The organism is Patiriisocius marinistellae, from assembly GCF_009014635.1.
GTDB classification, from domain to species: domain Bacteria; phylum Bacteroidota; class Bacteroidia; order Flavobacteriales; family Flavobacteriaceae; genus Patiriisocius; species Patiriisocius marinistellae.
This window is the reverse complement of record NZ_BKCF01000004.1, coordinates 1-19,031: the sequence shown is the minus strand read 5'-3', so window position 1 is coordinate 19,031 and position 19,031 is coordinate 1. Positions and strand designations below refer to the sequence as shown.

At 34.1% G+C, this 19,031-nt stretch carries 14 protein-coding genes; 12 read left to right on the top strand and 2 right to left on the bottom strand.

Translation table 11 applies throughout. The annotated features are described in order from the left end of the window. Positions 1 to 75 precede the first annotated feature (75 nt). From GB234_RS10450 to GB234_RS10415, 8 genes are all read left to right on the top strand, one after another. Positions 76 to 3,417, top strand: a complete 3,342-nt coding sequence (locus tag GB234_RS10450) for a choice-of-anchor I family protein (protein WP_151894516.1) — start codon at positions 76 to 78, stop codon at positions 3,415 to 3,417. A 139-nt stretch (positions 3,418 to 3,556) separates the two neighbouring features. Then, on the top strand, positions 3,557 to 4,459 hold the full coding sequence (gene menA, locus GB234_RS10445; RefSeq protein ID WP_151894515.1) for a 1,4-dihydroxy-2-naphthoate octaprenyltransferase: 903 nt from the start codon (positions 3,557 to 3,559) through the stop codon (positions 4,457 to 4,459). 70 nt (positions 4,460 to 4,529) lie between these two features. Then, positions 4,530 to 5,210 (top strand): metal-dependent hydrolase, encoded by a 681-nt coding sequence (locus GB234_RS10440; RefSeq protein ID WP_151894514.1) that lies wholly within the window; start codon positions 4,530 to 4,532, stop codon positions 5,208 to 5,210. A gap of 69 nt (positions 5,211 to 5,279) precedes the next feature. Continuing rightward, on the top strand, positions 5,280 to 6,314 hold the full coding sequence (locus GB234_RS10435) for an o-succinylbenzoate synthase (RefSeq protein WP_151894513.1): 1,035 nt from the start codon (positions 5,280 to 5,282) through the stop codon (positions 6,312 to 6,314). 3 nt (positions 6,315 to 6,317) lie between these two features. Continuing rightward, positions 6,318 to 7,286 carry a CPBP family intramembrane glutamic endopeptidase gene (locus tag GB234_RS10430; protein WP_151894512.1) on the top strand — a complete coding sequence of 323 codons (969 nt, stop codon included), beginning with the start codon at positions 6,318 to 6,320 and terminating at the stop codon, positions 7,284 to 7,286. A 42-nt stretch (positions 7,287 to 7,328) separates the two neighbouring features. Further along, on the top strand, positions 7,329 to 8,423 hold the full coding sequence (locus GB234_RS10425; RefSeq protein WP_151894511.1) for an AMP-binding protein: 1,095 nt from the start codon (positions 7,329 to 7,331) through the stop codon (positions 8,421 to 8,423). 131 nt (positions 8,424 to 8,554) lie between these two features. Further along, entirely contained in the window at positions 8,555 to 10,522 is a 1,968-nt protein-coding gene (locus GB234_RS10420; protein ID WP_151894510.1) for a vWA domain-containing protein, read from the top strand. A gap of 121 nt (positions 10,523 to 10,643) precedes the next feature. Beyond that, positions 10,644 to 11,963 carry a M24 family metallopeptidase gene (locus GB234_RS10415; protein WP_151894509.1) on the top strand — a complete coding sequence of 440 codons (1,320 nt, stop codon included), beginning with the start codon at positions 10,644 to 10,646 and terminating at the stop codon, positions 11,961 to 11,963. Positions 11,964 to 12,046: 83 nt separating this feature from the next. Here the strand turns inward: GB234_RS10415 and GB234_RS10410 are convergent, their stop codons facing one another. Together GB234_RS10410 and GB234_RS10405 are read right to left on the bottom strand one after the other, a co-directional pair. Then, a complete protein-coding gene (locus tag GB234_RS10410) occupies positions 12,047 to 12,760 on the bottom strand; it encodes a leucine-rich repeat domain-containing protein (protein ID WP_151894508.1) in 714 nt (237 codons plus the stop codon). A gap of 89 nt (positions 12,761 to 12,849) precedes the next feature. After that, a complete protein-coding gene (locus GB234_RS10405) occupies positions 12,850 to 13,497 on the bottom strand; it encodes an alpha/beta hydrolase (RefSeq protein ID WP_151894507.1) in 648 nt (215 codons plus the stop codon). A gap of 46 nt (positions 13,498 to 13,543) precedes the next feature. Here GB234_RS10405 and GB234_RS10400 point away from each other — a divergent pair, with 46 nt between their 5' ends. The 4 genes from GB234_RS10400 to GB234_RS10385 all read left to right on the top strand — a co-directional run. Beyond that, a complete protein-coding gene (locus GB234_RS10400; protein ID WP_151894506.1) occupies positions 13,544 to 13,963 on the top strand; it encodes a PaaI family thioesterase in 420 nt (139 codons plus the stop codon). A 4-nt stretch (positions 13,964 to 13,967) separates the two neighbouring features. Continuing rightward, positions 13,968 to 15,035: an isochorismate synthase gene (locus tag GB234_RS10395; RefSeq protein WP_151894505.1), complete on the top strand. Its 1,068-nt coding sequence runs from the start codon at positions 13,968 to 13,970 to the stop codon at positions 15,033 to 15,035. 90 nt (positions 15,036 to 15,125) lie between these two features. Next, complete coding sequence (menD, locus tag GB234_RS10390; RefSeq protein ID WP_151894504.1) at positions 15,126 to 16,799, top strand: 2-succinyl-5-enolpyruvyl-6-hydroxy-3-cyclohexene-1-carboxylic-acid synthase; 1,674 nt, start codon at positions 15,126 to 15,128, stop codon at positions 16,797 to 16,799. A 107-nt stretch (positions 16,800 to 16,906) separates the two neighbouring features. Next, positions 16,907 to 19,031, top strand: a 2,125-nt coding sequence (locus GB234_RS10385) for an FIDD domain-containing protein (protein ID WP_151894503.1), incomplete at its 3' end; no start/stop codon positions are given.

Sequence of the window (19,031 nt, the reverse complement as noted above, 5' to 3'; positions counted from 1 at the left end):
CACGATACCGTAAAGTTTAGTTAAACATATCTGCAGTTGTAATTAATAGTTTTGGGGCTCAATTAAAAACCAATTATGAAAAAAATTACACTATTAGTACTTGCCTTCGTGGGTGCTATTTCACAAGCACAAGTTAGTACGGTAGCAGCCACAAGTTTTGAAGAACCTGATGTTAATACGGGGATGTACACAGATACTGGAGATGCAAATACGCAACACGTATTAATAAGCAATGCGGGAGAGCCTATTATAAATTTTGTAGGAACTAATGAAATAGGTTTTAATGCAAATTATGTTCCTTATGATACTCCAGATGTAGGATTAACAGACGGAGATTTTGTGGGAGTGACAGATTTTACAGGAAATGTAGGGATGTTCACGGATGGAGCAAATGGGTATCAATTATCTGACACAGATGGTACAATGACTGTTGAATTTGATATAGTTGATTTTTCGGGGTACATAAATACAACTGTAAAAGTTGATTATCATATTAATGATACTGGATATGAAGGTGATGGTACCGTAAATGAAAGTGGGAGCGACCGTATGAGAATTTACGTGCGTGATTTGACAAATATGACAGAGATAGACATCCTTAATACTACAGGAAGTGATATTAACGATTTGATGATAGAAAACACTTGGATAACAGGATTAGCATCAGTACCAGCAAATATACAAGCGCAGTTAGTGATAGAGGTTCGACTAAATTCAGGTTCCGAAGCATTAACAATAGACAATATATTATTTGAAGGAGAAGCAGTTGTCGCAACACCACAATTAGAAATTACAGAAATATTTTCAGGTCAAGCAGGAACAGACTTAACTGCAGACTGGTTTGAAATTAAAAACACGGGAACAGTTGCTTATGTAGCTGCAACAGATGGTGATTTGTTTTATGATGATGAATCTGCAGATCCTACAACAGCAGATGCTGTTCAAGGAATAACAGAAATTCAGCCAGGAGCAACAGCGATAGTTTTAGTAACAGGAGATACTTCAGATATTACAACATTTACAAATATTTGGAGTCAAGTAATAGATTTGACAGGAATACAAATAGGAAATACAGACGGCGCAGGGCTCGGTGCAGGTGGAGATACTGTTGTTTTGTGGTTGGGAGACCCAGCTACAACAAGACCTATCGCAACTGGAATATACCCAGATACAGCTGCAAACGATGGACAATCTTATGATGTAGAATTATCAGCCTTTAGTGTTGTAGGTAATGCAAATGGAGCCGTTGAAACTATCGAACTTGGAGGTGCAAATAGTGATGTACCTAATATAGGTTCGCCAGGAAATGGGTTGCCAGCAACACCTTTAGCATTTATTAATTTTGATACAGCGTATATTTCAGTTTCTGAGGATGCAGGATTAGCTACTGTTACATTAAGTATAAGCGACACACCAACAACAAATGCAACTATTGATGTTTCATTAGTTGCTGGAGGAACTGCTTTAGAAGGAACAGATTTTACATTTGCAATAGTACAAACTGTTATATTTCCAGCAGGAAGTAATGCAGACCAATCATTTACAATACCGTTGCTAAACAATACAGATGATAACTCAGATGTGTTTTTTGTAGTACAAGCAGAGAACGCTACAAATGCGTCAGTAGGTACAAATGATTTATTTTCGGTTTATATTCTGGATGATGATACGGTTGTGCCAGTAGGTGATAGTTCACAGCTTGACGCAAACTTTTTAACTAGTTACACAGTTGATGAAGATGGAACGGCAGAGATTGTTGCTTATGACCCAATCAACCAACAATTATTTGTGGTAAATGCTGCAACGATCAATATTTTAGACTTTAATGACCCTTCAAACGTTTCACAAATTGATTTTGCAGATATTACTCCAGTGGGAGCATCTGCACAGAGTGTAGCAGTGAATGGTAATTTACTTGCCATCGCCATTGCAAACAATGATGAGACAGGAAATGGATTTGTAGCATTTTCAGATACTTTAGGGAATGAAACTCCTGTAATTGTTGAAGTAGGAGTATTACCAGATATGCTAACATTCACACCAGATGAAACAAAATTACTCGTAGCAAACGAAGGACAACCTAATAACGATTACACAATTGATCCAGAAGGAACAATTTCAATAATTGATGTTTCAGGAGGACTTTCTGCAATTGATCAGAGTAATGTAACAAGTGTAAATTTTAACGCTTATAACGGTCAAGAAGTAATGTTAAACGCAAACGGAATTAGAGTTTATGGTCCTAATGCAAATGCTTCACAAGATTTTGAACCAGAATATATTGCAATTTCTGATGACTCCGCAACAGCTTACGTAGCGCTGCAAGAAAACAATGCATATGCAATTATAGATATAGAAACGGCGACGGTAATTGATATTAAAACATTTGGTTTAAAAGACCATTCATTTCCGCAGAACTCCTTAGACACAAGCGATGAGACAGATTTTATTTTTAACGCCTCATGGCCAATTAAAGGGATGTACATGCCAGATGCCATTGCATTTTACAGCGTGGGTGGTGTAGATTATATCGTTACTGCAAACGAAGGTGATGCAAGAGAGTATGATGCATTTGAAGAGGAAGTAAACATAAGTGACTTAAACTTAAACACCACAGTTTTTAGTACTTCGGAAATTTTAAACCTTGGAAGTAATTTAGGCGCATTAAACTTTTCGTCTGCTTCTGGGGATAGCGATGGCGATGGATTTTACGAAGAGTTGCACGTTTTTGGTGGGCGTTCATTCTCAATTTTTGAAGCTGCAACAGGTACCTTAATATACGATAGTGGAAATGATTTTGAAGTTATCACAGCTGCCGATCCTATTCTTGGTGGAATTTTCAATGCAAGTAACGCAAACAACAACCCAAAAAACCGAAGCGACAATAAAGGTCCAGAGCCAGAAGGAGTTTTAGTTAAAGAAATTGATGGTGAATTTTATGCTTTCATTTTATTAGAAAGAATAGGTGGAGTAATGATTTATAATGTTACAGACCCAGCGGCACCACAATATTTACAATACATCAATAATAGGGAGGCTACTCCAGGAGGAACTGAAATGGGAGATTTAGGACCAGAGGGATTAGTATATGTAAGTGCAGAGGAAAGTACTACAGGAACAGCGTATTTAGTTGTCGCAAATGAAGTAAGCGCAACATTAAGCATTATTTCATTAGACAATGTTGTTTTAGGAACACAAGATTTTATTGTAACAAATAATGGTTTTAAAATCTATCCAAACCCATCAAACGGAACCGTATTTTTCAACACGCCAGACACATATATGGTGTATGATATGTTAGGGCGTGAGATTGTAAAATTAAAAAATGTAGCATCAATGAATACAGCATCAATGACCGCTGGAACATACATTATAAAGAATAGCCAAGGAGCAACCCAAAAGTTACTAGTGAAGTAATAGTATTTGAATTTTAGCCAATTTAATAAGACCCGCGTTATTATTGTTTAAATGATAGCGTGGGTTCTTTTTTTTATCAATGTTTAAAATGTAAGCTCCTTAAAACTCAAAAAATGTATTTTTGCCAAAAAGATACAAAATGACTAAACTTCGAGCTTGGATTTCAGCAGCTAGACTACGCACATTGCCACTTTCAATTTCAGGAATTTTAGTTGCAGGAGCAGCCGCATTGTTGGCAAATTCGTTTTCGACTCCAGTATTTGTTTTAGCCCTATTAACAACTTTAGGATTACAAATTCTTTCAAATTTTGCAAATGATTATGGTGACGGAGTAAAAGGGACAGATAGTGCAGGTAGAGTAGGGCCTATGAGAGCATTACAGAGTGGGTTAATTTCAAGACAAGAGATGAAACGTGGGATGATAATTACTTCTGTAATTACACTGTTACTTGCGAGTATGCTCATTTTTAGTGCCTTTGGAAATAAAAACATCATACTTTCATTTGTGTTTTTTAACCTTGGAATTGCAGCTGTAATTGCAGCAATAAAATATACAGTGGGAAAAAGTGCATATGGATATCGCGCAATGGGAGATGTGTTTGTCTTTTTGTTTTTTGGGTTAGTAGGTGTAATGGGGTGTTATTTTCTTTTTACACAGTCTTTAGGTGATTGGATTATTCTTCCAGCAATATCAATAGGATTAATGAGTACAGCAGTTTTGAACCTCAATAATATGCGAGACAGAGAAGCAGATGCTCTAGTGGATAAAAACACATTAGCTGTAGTATTAGGAAGAGATAAAGTAAAATTATATCACACGGCTTTGATAGTAGTTGCTTTTTTTGCAGCCGTTAGCTATTTTCTATTAGTTGCAAATGAGCTATTGGATTATATACCCTTAATCGCATTTGTACCTTTATTTATGAATGTTGTAAAAGTACATAAGGTTGAATCTCATATACTGCTTGACCCAGAACTTAAAAAAGTAGCATTGAGTACTTTTCTCTTTTCAATTTTATTTTTCTTGATTTCCTACTTTTAAGAATTTTTGTGATTTATTTGTATGAAAATGCAGTATTTTCAAGGATTAAAATTTCAGAAATAAAGCAACTATGAAAATTACATTTTACGGACAAAATAGTCTAGCAATTCAAATTAAGGACACACATATTATTGTTGATCCTTTTATTACGGGTAATGAATTAGCGAAGGATAAAGTGGATATAATGGATTTAAAAGCTGATTATATTTTTTTAACCCACGCTCATCAAGATCATATTCTAGATGCTGAGGCAATTGCTAATAATACAGGGGCGAAAATTGTGAGTAATTATGAAATTGCAAACCACTATGAAGCAAAGGGACTTAAAGTTCACCCCATGAATCACGGCGGAAACTGGAATTTTGATTTTGGGATGGTAAAGTATGTAAATGCTATTCATACAAGTTCTTTCCCAGATGGTAGCTATGGAGGGCAACCTGGCGGGTTTATTTTTAAGGCAGACGATAAAACAATTTACATTGCAGGAGACACAGCGCTTACGATGGATATGAAATTAATACCGCTACAATTTAAGCTAGATTTGGCAATTTTACCTATTGGAGATAATTTTACAATGGGGATTGATGATGCTGTTTTAGCAAGCGATTTTGTTGAATGTGATAATGTATTAGGCGTGCATTATGACACCTTTGATTATATTAAAATAGACCACGATCAAGCGAAAAAAGCTTTTGAAAAAGCAGGGAAAAAATTGCACCTTTTGGATATAACCAAAAGTATTGCAGTGTAATTTTTAATGTCAATTACGCTTTCGCGGAAATGTGACACACATTAAACATTCGTAATAAATAGATAACGATTGAAAGCAAATTTCAAAAAACATACTTTAGAATTTAAACGACCTAGTGGTACATCTCGCGGAGTTTTAAAAAAAAAGGAAACTTATTTTTTAATTCTTGTAAAAGAAGGAAAAAAAGGAATTGGTGAATGCGGACTTTTGAAGGGGTTGAGTATTGATGACCGTCCAGATTATGAAATAAAATTACAATGGGTTTGTGATAATATTGATCTAGGTTTTAAAAAGCTATATGATGAATGCCTTGAATTTCCATCTATACAAATAGGAATAGAAACAGCTTTTAAATCATTAAAATCAACAGATCCCTTTCAAATCTTTCCGTCAAATTTTTCTCACGGAAAAGCGTCTATCGAAATAAATGGTCTCGTGTGGATGGGAGATAAAAATTTTATGAAAACCCAAATCGCTGAAAAGCTAAAGCAAGGCTTTGGTTGTGTAAAAATGAAAATTGGTGCCATTGATTTTGAAACCGAAATAGATTTATTAAAATCTATTCGTAAAAACTTTGGACCAGAGGAAATTGAATTGCGAGTAGATGCCAATGGAGCATTTAATTTTCACGATGCTTTAGAGAAATTAAAAACCCTATCAGACTTACAATTACATAGTATTGAACAGCCTATTATGCAAGGACTATGGGAGAAAATGGCACATCTGTGTGAAAAGTCACCATTACCGATTGCTCTCGATGAGGAATTGATAGGTATATTTTCCGAAGAGAAAAAAAAACAATTACTTCAAACTATAAAGCCACATTACATAATTTTAAAGCCTTCCTTTATTGGTGGTTTTGAAGGTAGTGATTCGTGGATTTTAGAGGCCCAAAAACTGGGGATAGGGTGGTGGATAACATCTGCACTAGAAAGTAATGTAGGTTTAAACGCAATTTCGCAATATACATTCACAAAAAATAGTACATTGCCGCAAGGATTGGGCACGGGTAGTTTATACAAAAATAATATTCCTTCGCCTTTAGAAGTAAACAACGGTAAAATAAAGTACAACCCAATGATTGATTGGGATTTCAACGTTTAATTTATGAATTATATTCAACAAGTTTATAAAGGAAAAAATAGCCCTTGGATGTTTTGGCTCACATTTATTCTCACTGCAGGACTTTTTATAGGAAACCTAATATTCTTTTTGTTTTTTGGAGACGGTATAGACATCGCTGAGGAACAACGTAAATTGATGGAAATTATTCCTAGTAAAAACTTTTGGTTAGCAGCTAATTTACTACCCTTTGCTTTTTTACTTGGGTTACTCTTTTTATTAGTAAAGTTTCTTCATGAGCGCAGTCTTTTATCATTGACAACATCACGTTCAAAAATTGATTTTGGAAGGGTTTTCTTTTCATTTTTTTTAATAGTAATAATTACTATAGTTTCTTTTGCATTGTCTTATTTTGTAGACCCTTCGCAAGTAGAGCTACAATTTGATCCAGTTAAGTTTACTATTTTATTAATCATTAGTTTACTATTATTCCCTTTACAAATAGGACTAGAAGAATATCTTTTTAGAGGCTACATGATGCAGCACGTGGGAGCCTTTGTAAAAAATAGATGGTTTCCATTAATAATCACATCAGTACTTTTTGGAGTATTTCACGGAGCAAATCCAGAGGTAGCAGAGATGGGATGGGTAATTATGATTTTTTATATAGGGACAGGATTGCTTTTAGGTATTATGACACTTATGGATGAGGGCCTAGAGTTAGCTTTAGGGTTTCATTTTGGTAATAATTTAATGGCAGCAATTTTAGTAACCTCAGAATGGAGCGCATTACAAACAGATGCAATTTTTATTTACACAGCAGAAGAAGCAGGAACATCACTTGCCGAAATTATACTACCAGTGTTTATAGTGTATCCAATTATATTATTAATACTAGCTAAAAAATATAAATGGAAGAATTGGAAAGACAAACTCTTCGGAAAAGTGACTCCACCTATTACTACATCTCCGCCAGAAGCACCATTTAATGATAATCTAATTGAACATAACTGATATTATAAAAAAAAATATTAATTAAACTGAACCCCAAAAAGCGTGTTAACCTCACAACTCCACCCAGCTTTTAAATTTAACGGTCTTCAATTTGACCATCCAGATGATTTACTTGCATTTGCACATCGACTCAAAGAAGATGGAGTAAAGTTTGAACAACACGTTGCAAAGTTTATTATAAAATGGTTTAATGAAGAAAATTACATTAAAGTTAAAACAAGCGGCTCAACTGGAAAATCAAAAAAAATAAAGCTTCAAAAATTGCACATGATTAATAGTGCAAAAGCTACAGGAGTTTTTTTTAAAATGGGAGAAGGCAATACTGCTATTTTATGTTTATCAGCAAAATACATTGCAGGAAAAATGATGCTCGTAAGAGCGTTAACAATGGGATGGGATTTGCATGTTGTTGCACCCGAGAAGGACGCGATTACCCAGTATGACAATAAGTATGATTTTGCAGCAATGGTGCCCTATCAAGTCTATCATTCAATGAAAGCTCTTAATAAGGTTAAAAAATTAATCATTGGAGGAGGCGAAATTTCAAGCGAACTCGAAGAATTATTACAACAAAAAAACGTAGAAGCATTTGCTACATACGGGATGACCGAAACTATAACGCATGTTGCTGTACGAAGAATCAACGGAGCAGGCAGAACCATAGAATACGCAGCGCTCCCAAACGTTAAATTTTCAATAGATGAAAGAGGATGTTTAATTATCGAAGCGGCTGGTATCTCTCAAAATATAATTGTAACAAATGATTTAGTCACACTGTTAACGCCCACTTCTTTTATTTGGTTAGGGCGCTTTGACAATGTCATAAACACTGGTGGGGTAAAAGTCTTTCCTGAACAAATAGAAAAGAAAATATCTTCGGAAATAAACCTCCCTTTTATAATTTCATCAAAGAAAGACGAAGCGTTAGGCGAGCGGGTAATTCTAGTTTTAGAAACCGAAGATTCAACAAAAATCTCCAATTATTCTGAAGTATTTCAGAAACTGTCACAATATGAGCGTCCTAAGAAAATTTACACGTTATCAAAATTTCCACTAACAGAAAATGGAAAAATTAAGCGTAATGAAATTAAAGGTTTATTAGCAAGATATAAGTTTATTAAGCCTAACGAACAATAGAATTAAATTCATTTTTTAATATTTCCGAAGAACATCATACTTCCCTCATTGATAATGACGGTTCACTCAATCTTAATTTTCTAACATTTATTCATAACATAGTTTTACTGCATAATCTAAAACTCAACGTTATGAAAAATTTACTTTACATTTTATTATTAATTGTTGTGCTACCACTACAAGCACAAAAAATTACAATTATTGGAATTATTACAGAAAGCTCTGGATTGCCATTAGCGGGTGTCAATATTGTAGAAAAACAAACCTCAAATGGGACGCAAGCAGATTTTGATGGTAATTATTCTATTACAGTTAATATAGGTAGTGAGCTTGTTTTTTCCTATGTAGGGTTTGATTCAAAAACGGTTAAAATTTCGGGAAGAAAATCTGTTATTGATGTTGTATTAGAAGAAGGAGCCACTTTAAGCGAAGTAGTTGTAACGGGTTATAGCGGTGTAACAAAACAGCGTAAGTCATTGGGTTATGCTGTTTCAAGAATGGATGCTGAATCAATCGAATCAAAAAGAAATATTAATGTCGTTAGGTCATTAAATGGAAAAGTGCCAGGTGTTAAAATTACTAGTAACGGTGGTGCTACAGGTTCAGGAACTAAGTTTATTGTTAGAGGTAAAAGTTCAATGCCCACTAACCAAAATCATTTAAATAATAGGGATGATGTCATTTATAATAATACTGAAAATGAAGATTATGATATCATTCGGGAGAATATCTTTAAAAATGTTATAACGGCTCCTTTATCCACGTTTTCAATTGATGTTGATAAGGCAGGATATAGCAATGTGCGTCGTATGATTAATAACGGACAGAAAATTCCTAAAGACGCTGTTAAAATAGAAGAAATGGTAAATTATTTTCAGTACGATTACCCGCAACCTGCCTCAAATGAACCATTTTCTATTACTACCGAAATGACAACCTCACCATGGAACAGCAATGCTCAATTAGTGCGCATTGGTTTGAAGGGGAAAGATATTACGAAAGGAAATATGCAGGTTCCAGCCTCTAATTTAGTTTTTTTACTTGACGTCTCTGGCTCTATGAATAGCGAAAATAAATTACCATTATTAAAATCTGCATTACGAGTTTTAGTGGATCAATTACGACAGGAGGATAAAGTTTCGATTGTTGTATATGCGGGTGAAGCTGGATTAGTTTTACCTCCTACTTCTGGTGCTAATAAAGCCGAAATATTAAATGCGATTGACAGATTAAATGCTGGTGGTTCTACCGCTGGCGGTGCAGGAATAAATCTGGCTTATAATATAGCTGAAGAAAATTTTATAAAAAATGGAAACAATAGGGTCATCCTTGCTACAGATGGAGATTTTAATGTGGGAGCTTCAAGCAATCGTTCTATGGAAGAATTGATAGAGGAAAAGAGGAAAAGTGGTGTTTTCTTAACATGTCTTGGATTCGGAATGGGAAATTACCAAGATTCAAAAATGGAAACCTTAGCAGATAAAGGAAACGGTAATCATGCATACATCGATACAATGCAAGAGGCTCGTAAAGTTTTGGGATCTGAATTTTTTGGAACACTTTATACCATTGCAAAAGATGTAAAGTTACAAGTAGAGTTTAATCCTAACGTGGTTCAAGCATATAGATTAGTAGGCTATGAAAATAGACTGCTTAATGATGAAGATTTTAAAGATGATACTAAAGATGCAGGAGAACTAGGAAGTGGACATAGTGTAACTGCTTTTTATGAAGTAATTCCTGTGGGTGTAAAAAGCCCATATTTAAAAGATATTGGTGGTTTAAAATATACAAAATCTACAAAAACTTCTAATACAGATGAAGTATTGACTGTTAAATTTAGATACAAAGAGCCAGATGGAAAGAAAAGTAAGTTAATTGTTAAAACAATGAAGAATAATATTACTCCTATAGAGCAGATGAATGAGGATTTCAAATTTTCGGCAGCTGTGGCGTTATTTGGGATGCAGTTAAGACATTCAATATTTACAAAAACTTTTAAAAAAGAAGATGTACTTACATTGGCGCAAGCAGGAAAAGGGCTAGACAAAGAAGGATATAGAGCAGAGTTCATTCGTCTTGTAAAATCATCTATTTAATTTTTTATAAAAGTTTGTTTGTTTTAAAACCTGTCAAGTTTGTAATGAATTTGACAGGTTTTTTTCTGAAATGTTGCAGAACTTTTAAATCTTGACGATATTTAATGAAAAACTAAATATTATGAAAAAAACAGTAACCTTCCTTTTACTTTTAATTGCAATATCATTAAATGCTCAAATTTTATCTGAAAGAGATAGAGCAACAATGCGAGATGAGATTTTAGCAGACAGATTTACAAACCTACTCCCCAAACTTATGGATGATACTGGATTTGATATGTGGTTAGTAATAGCTAGAGAATATAATGAAGATCCAGTTATGCGTACAATGTTGCCAGCAAAATGGTTGAATGCAAGGCGCAGAACAATGCTAGTTTTCTATAGAGACAAAGCAACAAATAAAATGGAGCGTATTGCCGTTGCACGGTATGACGTAGGTGATAATATAACATCTGCATGGGATAAAGAAAAACAACCAGACCAATGGGCAAGACTTGTTGAAATTATCAAAGAGCGTAACCCTAAAAATATAGGTATAAATGTTTCGAAACATTTTGGAATAGTTGATGGACTCGTAAAAACAGATTATGACGAATTAATGAATGTACTTCCACAGCAGTATAAAGAGCGTGTGGTTTCCGCAGAAAAATTAGCTATAGGTTGGATTGAAACACGTACCGATAAAGAAATGAAACTCTACAATCAACTAGTTGATGTAACTAGTGCTATAATTGACGAAGCTTTTTCTAATAAAGTGATTATACCCGGAAAAACAACCACAGATGATGTTGTATGGTGGATGCGACAAAAAGTGACAGAATTGGGGTTAGAAACATGGTTCCATCCTACAATTGATTTGCAGAGAGATAATGAAGAATTAAAAAGTCATATTTATTCATTTACAAAAGGAGAGAAAGAGAAAGTCATTATACCGGGAGATTTATTGCATTGTGATTTTGGCATAACTTATATTACATTAAATACAGATTGCCAGCGACACGCTTATGTCTTAAAAGAAGGAGAAACTGAAGTCCCACAATTTTTAGTTGAAGCTTTCAAAAAAGGAAATAGAATACAAGATATTTTCACATCAAATTTTAAAGCGGGTAGAACAGGAAACGAGGTGCTTGCAATGTCACTCAAGCAAGGTAAAGAGGAAGGCATGCGTCCATCAATCTATACACATCCACTAGGGACTTACGGTCATAGTAGTGGCACAACACTGGGGATGTGGGATTCGCAAGGAGGTGTTCCTGTAACTGGAGATTATCCACTTCATCACAATACTGTTTATGCAATTGAGTTAAATACAACCGTGAATATTCCTCAATGGAATAAGGATATACGAATCATGCTTGAGGAAGCAGGGTTTTACGGAAAAGATGGATTTAGGTATGTAAATAAAAGACAGGAAGCAATTAAAGCTATAAAGGTTTTTTAGAATTACTTCGGAAATATTAGACAAAAAAGAGTCCTAACATTTGATTGTTAGGACTTTTTGAATATAACACAAAAAATAAAACATTAATTTTCATCGTCGCTAGTCTCAGTTGCAATAACTGTTTTTGCTGGAGCAAACGTTCCAGGGTTTTTAAAAGCTGGATTATCTACATCTTTCTCAAATAATAATACTTCTGCAAAGGCTTCAGTATTAGTTATTTCATTTTCAGCAATTACTAATTTTTTTAAACTTTCACTGCCTACTAAAGCATAAGGAATTGTTCCTCCTAGATTATTGTCAAACAAATTAAGAACTTCTAAATTTTCAAGATTACCAATTGCTACTGGTATGGTACCTTCTAAGCTGTTACTACTTAAGTGTAATTGCTCTAAATTTGAAAGTTGTCCAAAAGATGAAGGTATAACACCTTCTAATTGATTTCCGTTTACAGCAAAAACTTTTAAGTCCTCTAAGTTTCCTACAGTTGTAGGAATTTCTCCTGATAATTTATTAAAAGAAAGTTCTAATTTTTCTAAATGTTCAAGATTACCAACAGATGTAGGTATCTCACCATTAAGATTATTAAACAATAAGTTGATTTCAACTACATTATTATCTTTAACTGTAATCCCATGCCATGTTTTAACTGGCTCGTTTAAGTCCCAAGTATGTACCCAGTTCTCACCGTTTGTTGTAATATAAAGATCTGTAAGCGCATCTTTTTCTTCTTGTGAAACCTGTGCAAAAGTTGCAGTAGCAGTTATAGAAAGTGCAGTTATAAAGGTTAGTAGTCTCATAATTTGGTAGTTAATTTCTTACAATAGTAAGAAAATAAACTCTATATTATGATGTTCTGCAAAAATATTCGATGAAATGCATGTTCTTTTTATTTTTTCTTAGCGAATTTTTCCAACGAGGCTACGTGAACTTCATGAATACCTTTAAAAACCTGTGTTTCAAGTCTATTACCAAATAACTTGTCGCCTTTTAAATTTTCTTCGGTTTTCTTAGCTTCGGTAATATATTCATCTGCATCACCGTAAAGATAAGTTACCATAGTTGTAGGACTCAAAAACTCAAAATCATCAGGAGTAAGCTCCACTGGAATGGCGCCACTATGTAAAATAAGTTGCTTGCATTGAATTTTTCTAGAGGCTAGCCACCTCGTTGCAATTGATACACCTTGCGAATAACCTAAAACAATAAAATTTATAGGTGTTTCTGAAATTTCAGCTTCATAAACCGCATCAATATAACGCAGTACATTTTCTTTTTCAACAGCAGTATTTTCCTTAGTGAGCCAACAAGCTCCTACATGTTTGAACTTGCTCCCTAAATAAAATTTTGAAGGTGCTTGAGGCGCTATGATGTAATTTTCTTCATTATTTAATGTTTCAAAGCTTTTTAAAAAGTACCGGCTTAAATATCCTAAACCATGAAAAACAAACCATACATTTTTGGTTTTTGGAGTTAGTTTATTTAGTGTTTCAAAAGTGTTTTTACTTGTATAATTTACTGATTTTTCAATAGCCATTTAAAAGGGGTTTTGTAGCTTTACAAATGTAATTTAATGAAAGGTAATGGGTTTAAATAAAGCCGAAATTTTAAAAAAGTGTAACAACATGTGTAAAAACACATTAATGGAAACACTTAATATTGAATTTATTAATATTTCCGAAGATACTGTAACGGCAAAGATGCCAGTTAACTCACGAGTACATCAACCAGATGGAGTTTTGCATGGTGGGGCTTCAGTAGCGCTTGCTGAGAGTGTGGGAAGTGCAGGAGCATTTATCTTTTTAAATGAAAAAGATGTTGCAATACGTGGGATTGAAATTTCAGCAAATCACATAAAGAGTATTAAAGAAGGGTTTGTATACGCAAAAGCAAAAATTTTGCATAAAGGGCGTACAACACAATTATGGCATATTGCTATTGAGAATGAAAATGAAGAATTAATATCTATGGTAAAACTAACAACGCTCACTTTACGTAGATAAATTAATGATACTTCCTCAATTTATCCTTTCTGTAGAAAAACATTGGCAAAAAAACTTGCCATTTGTTTTATTTTCACAACCCAATGACAATCGGGTTACTGCCTATTTACAACAAGATGCAGTTGCATATTCAACAAAAGACTTTAGTGAAGAATCTTTTGTTTTTGCGCCTTTCGATTATAAAGAAGAGGCACTGTGTATTTTGAAAGATACTGCTACAGTTTTAGAGTCAAACATAGCAGTTCAATTTACTACTCAAAAAACTATAACCTTAAATTCAGATCCAGTAGAGGAGCAGCGCTATAAAGATTTTATTCAAAATATAATTGACTCAATAAGTACTAAGAGTGTGGTGAAGGTTGTTGCGTCTAGAAGAAAGGCTGTGTCAATTCCTAATATTAATTTTGAATTATTAGTCAACGAACTTTTAAACACTAATCTTTCTGCATTTAGATACATATGGTATCATCCTAACACAGGACTCTGGTGTGGAGCTACTCCCGAAGTACTTTTCTCATGCGATGGAATTTCGTTCTCAACAATGGCACTTGCAGCAACACAAAAAAATATAGAAAATAAAACGCCAGTCTGGAGTTATAAAGAACAATTTGAGCAACAATTAGTGACAGATTCAATAGTAACTAATTTACAACGATTAACATCTGTTTTAAAAACATCAAGACCTAAATCTCATGTAGCTGGTTCTCTAGTACATTTAAAGACAGATATACAAGGAGTATTAAAAAATGGACGCTCCACAATTCCTAACATTGCCTCTGTATTACACCCTACTCCAGCAGTATGTGGATCACCCACAAAACTGGCAAAGTCAATATTATTAAAAAATGAAGGATACGATCGCGAATATTACACAGGTTTTTTGGGCACCGTGAACGGAAAAAAGAAATTGGCAAGCCTTTTTGTTAATTTAAGATGTATGAAAATCCAAGATACAACTGCTTATATTTATGTAGGAGGAGGAATTATTCAAGGGAGTGAACCCGAAGCCGAATGGGAAGAAACCGAAAATAAAATGGCAACAATGTTGAGCGTTATTGCACCTATGGTTTAACTACGAGTTATTTATAAATAATAAATTATTCGGTTTCTAAAATTCAATTCTTTTCTTCAAAAATGAGACAAGCATTTGTACATTTGTATAATGAAATTTTCAAACAAATCCCTTTCTCAGACCATAACGCAACTATGTCTCGCAAAAGCAGTTGATCATATAGTAATTTCTCCAGGTTCTCGCAATGCCGCTTTGATTACAGGGTTTGTAGGTGACGATAATTTTAAAAAATTTTCAATAGTTGACGAGCGTTGCGCAGCATTTTTTGCACTAGGTATAGCCCAGCAACTTAAACAACCAGTAGTACTTGTATGTACATCTGGTTCTGCATTATTAAATTATTTTCCTGCCATAGCAGAGGCTTTTTATAGCGACATTCCGCTTATTGTAATTTCGGCAGACAGACCTGCACACCTCATAGAAATAGGAGATGGTCAAACCATTCAACAAGAAAACGTTTATGGCAATCATGTTTTGTATAGCGCAAATTGTATTGAAGGTGAAGAGCATCAAACTCATAATGAAACCGAAATTAACATCGCAATAAACACAGCGATAGAACTCAATGGTCCTGTACATATCAATGCGCCATTTAGTGAACCATTATACCGTACCGTTGAAACCCTTACAGTACACCCTCAAAATGTTCCAGCAAGAACTATTGATAAAAAAAGTATTCTTTCTGCGGAAATTTTAAAACCATTAGCAAACCAGTGGAACAATGCACATCGTAAAATAATTCTTGCAGGCGTTGTTCCACCAGAAAGTATTGAACAACACTTACTAGATGAGCTAGCAAAAGATGATAGTGTAATAGTATTGACAGAAACTACATCAAATCTTCATCATCCAGATTTCTTTCCAGCAATTGATCAATTAATTGCACCACTAACCGAGGCAGAATTTAAAGATTTACAACCAGATATATTACTCACTTTTGGAGGGATGATAATATCAAAAAAGATAAAGGCATTTTTAAGAAATTATTCGCCCACAGTTCATTGGCACATAGATGATAAAAAAGCTTATGATACTTATTTTAATCTAAAAGAGCATATTAAAATTGATATTAATAGCTTTCTAAAAGAATTTTTGCCATTAACCAATAAACTTAAAGGTGATTATAACCCACAATGGTTAGACATTAAAAATAAACGTTTGGAAAAGCACGAACAATATGTAAATAGAATTCCATATTCAGATTTCTCTGTTTTTGCTCAAATTTTTAAACAACTACCTCAAAACATACAATTACAATTAAGTAATAGTGCTACCATTAGGTATGCACAGTTATTTAATTTTGATGCAAGCGTACACATATTTTGTAACCGAGGAACAAGTGGAATCGATGGTAGCACAACAACTGCTATTGGTGCAGCATACGCATCAAAATTACAAACAATTTTCATTACGGGAGATTTAAGTTTTTTCTATGACAGTAACGCTTTGTGGAATAATTATATACCTCAAAATTTTAAAATAATCGTTGTAAATAACGGAGGTGGTGGTATCTTTAGAATTCTACCAGAAGCTAAATTCTCAGATAAGTTTGAAGAATTTTTTGAAACAAAACATAACATGACCGCAAAACAATTGTGCGAGCAGTTTGGTTTTGAGTATCATACTGCTAATAATACTATTTCTGTCAAAGAGCAATTAACTTCATTTTTTAATATTTCCGAAGGTCCAAAACTTCTTGAAATCTTCACCCCATCTATGGTTAATGATGAAGTATTGTTAGATTATTTTAAATTTATTAAATAGAATTTGACTTAAAACACACCGTTAATTGATAAATTAACGGTGTGTTTTATTTATTTACTAGCTATAAATAATAGAATTTACGCTATTTTAGTATAAATAACTTTCTCATGAAGAAGCATTTACAATTATTATTGATTTTTTGTATATCTACTACTTTTGCTCAAGATGCTGTTCCTATTTCTCTGTACGAGCAGTTTTATGGTCAAGTAAATTTTACAGAATTTGGTAACACTTTAATCACTGATGATAATTTTAATAATATAGATTTAAATATTCCATCAGAAAGTGATGCAGAGCTAACATTAAACCCTGGACAAACTGTAATAGCAGCTTATCTTTATTGGGCAGCAAATTTTCCAACAGAACCAGGAGGTATTGCAGAACAAGATTTTTCAGTAGCTTTAAATGGCATACCTGTCACTGCAACGAGAACATTTTTAATATCAGGCGGATTTTTCGCTAATCCTTTTAGCGGTTTTGCAGATGTTACAGCTATTGTTCAAGCAGAAGGAAATGGAACGTATACATTTTCAGAATTAGAATCTCCTCCAGAAAATTACAATGGGGCATCTAGTTTTGCAGGTTGGTCTGTGGTGGTAGTTTATGAAGACTTAAGCTCTACACAAAACCAGGTGTCTATTTATGATGGTTTTGATTATTTAAGTGAAGAAATTGATGTAAACTTTACTTTAAATAGTTTAGATATAGCGAGTACAAATTCAGCAAAAATTAGTTTTTTAACTTGGGAGGGCGATATGAATGATCCTACTGTATCTATGGAATCGCTTAGTGTAAATGGTATGCGCATGTCAAATGCACTAAATCCAATTAATCAGGTTTTTAATGGTACTAATGGCTTTAGTAATAACCCCAATAATTATCAAATGGATCTTGATTTGTTTGATGTTGGAGCTGCTGTAAACACAGGAGATACATCTGTAGATGTTGCTTTAACAACAACTCTTGATGTAATTGCAATAAATCATGTGATCACAGTTTTTAATTCTGAAGTTCCTGATGCTAGTATTGAAATTGACGGAATTGGGGTACTGTGTGAAAATAATGATATAGATGTAAACTATACAGTTTTAAATATAAACAGTACTGAAGATTTACCTCCTGGTGTTCCTATTGCTTTTTATGCAGATGGTGTTTTAGTAGGACAAACTACTACAGCTGGAATCATACCTATTGATGGTTCTGAGAGTGGTACCATAACACTCAACTTTCCACCCAGTGGAGGAACACCAGTCGTTTTTACTTTAACAGCTGTTGTTGATGATGATGGAACTGGTAATGGAACAATAATGGAAACCAATGAGAATAATAATGAAGATGAACTTCTAGTTGATTTATCATTACAAGGATTAGATTTAGGTCCAGATTTGTTGCAATGTTTAAATGATATAGTTTCGATAGGTCAAGATCTAGGACCTACATTTACGTATCAATGGTTTTTAAATGGGGTTGCTTTAACTAGTGCTGGAGGTCCATTTATTAATCCTACTCAAACAGGGACCTATAGGTTAGATGCTTTTCAAGGAATTTGTTTTGTGACAGATGAGATAGAAATTACTTTTCGTCCTAATCCTATTGCTGTGGTTCCTGATGATATAGAATTATGTGATGATGGCCCACTTGATGGATTTGCTATTTTTGATTTAACACAGCGCATTCCTCAAATTGAAAATGGTCAAGCGGGCACCTCTGTTACTTTTCACACAACTGAAGCACTTGCAGATATAGGAGCATTTCCATTTGTAACACCAGATGCCTTTACCAATACTACCGCCTCTTTTCAAACCGTGTGGGCAAGATTAGTCTTTGATGCTACAGGTTGCGATGATTTAGTCCCTTTAAATTTGATAGTCAACGACAGTCCATCTATTACCTCCCCCATCAGCGATTATTTTTTATGTGATTTAGATGGAGATGGTTTTGAAACTTTTGATTTAACGAGTAAAGACGCAGAGATTTTAAATACTCTTGTTGATGTTGACTTGAGTTATCATGAGAGTGAGCTAGATGCCCAGAACAACACAGCACCAATTGTTCCTGCAGATGCTTATGTAAGTAGCAATACCGTTGTTTGGGTTCGTGCAGTGAACTATGAGAACGGTGACCCTAATGGCGCCGAGCTTTGTACAACTGTTGGCAGTTTTAATTTAGTATTAGGACAAGTACCTGTTTTTAATGTGCTTCCAGAAATCACAGCCTGTGATGATGAGATAG

Excerpts from the sequence above, each read along its gene's own strand:
- GB234_RS10450 (WP_151894516.1), top strand. The coding sequence starts at position 76 with ATGAAAAAAATTACACTATTAGTACTTGCCTTCGTGGGTGCTATTTCA.
- menA (WP_151894515.1), top strand. The coding sequence starts at position 3,557 with ATGACTAAACTTCGAGCTTGGATTTCAGCAGCTAGACTACGCACATTG.
- GB234_RS10440 (WP_151894514.1), top strand. The coding sequence starts at position 4,530 with ATGAAAATTACATTTTACGGACAAAATAGTCTAGCAATTCAAATTAAG.
- GB234_RS10430 (WP_151894512.1), top strand. The coding sequence starts at position 6,318 with ATGAATTATATTCAACAAGTTTATAAAGGAAAAAATAGCCCTTGGATG.
- GB234_RS10420 (WP_151894510.1), top strand. The coding sequence starts at position 8,555 with ATGAAAAATTTACTTTACATTTTATTATTAATTGTTGTGCTACCACTA.
- GB234_RS10415 (WP_151894509.1), top strand. The coding sequence starts at position 10,644 with ATGAAAAAAACAGTAACCTTCCTTTTACTTTTAATTGCAATATCATTA.
- GB234_RS10410 (WP_151894508.1), bottom strand. The coding sequence starts at position 12,760 with ATGAGACTACTAACCTTTATAACTGCACTTTCTATAACTGCTACTGCA.
- GB234_RS10405 (WP_151894507.1), bottom strand. The coding sequence starts at position 13,497 with ATGGCTATTGAAAAATCAGTAAATTATACAAGTAAAAACACTTTTGAA.
- GB234_RS10400 (WP_151894506.1), top strand. The coding sequence starts at position 13,544 with ATGGGTTTAAATAAAGCCGAAATTTTAAAAAAGTGTAACAACATGTGT.
- GB234_RS10395 (WP_151894505.1), top strand. The coding sequence starts at position 13,968 with ATGATACTTCCTCAATTTATCCTTTCTGTAGAAAAACATTGGCAAAAA.
- menD (WP_151894504.1), top strand. The coding sequence starts at position 15,126 with ATGAAATTTTCAAACAAATCCCTTTCTCAGACCATAACGCAACTATGT.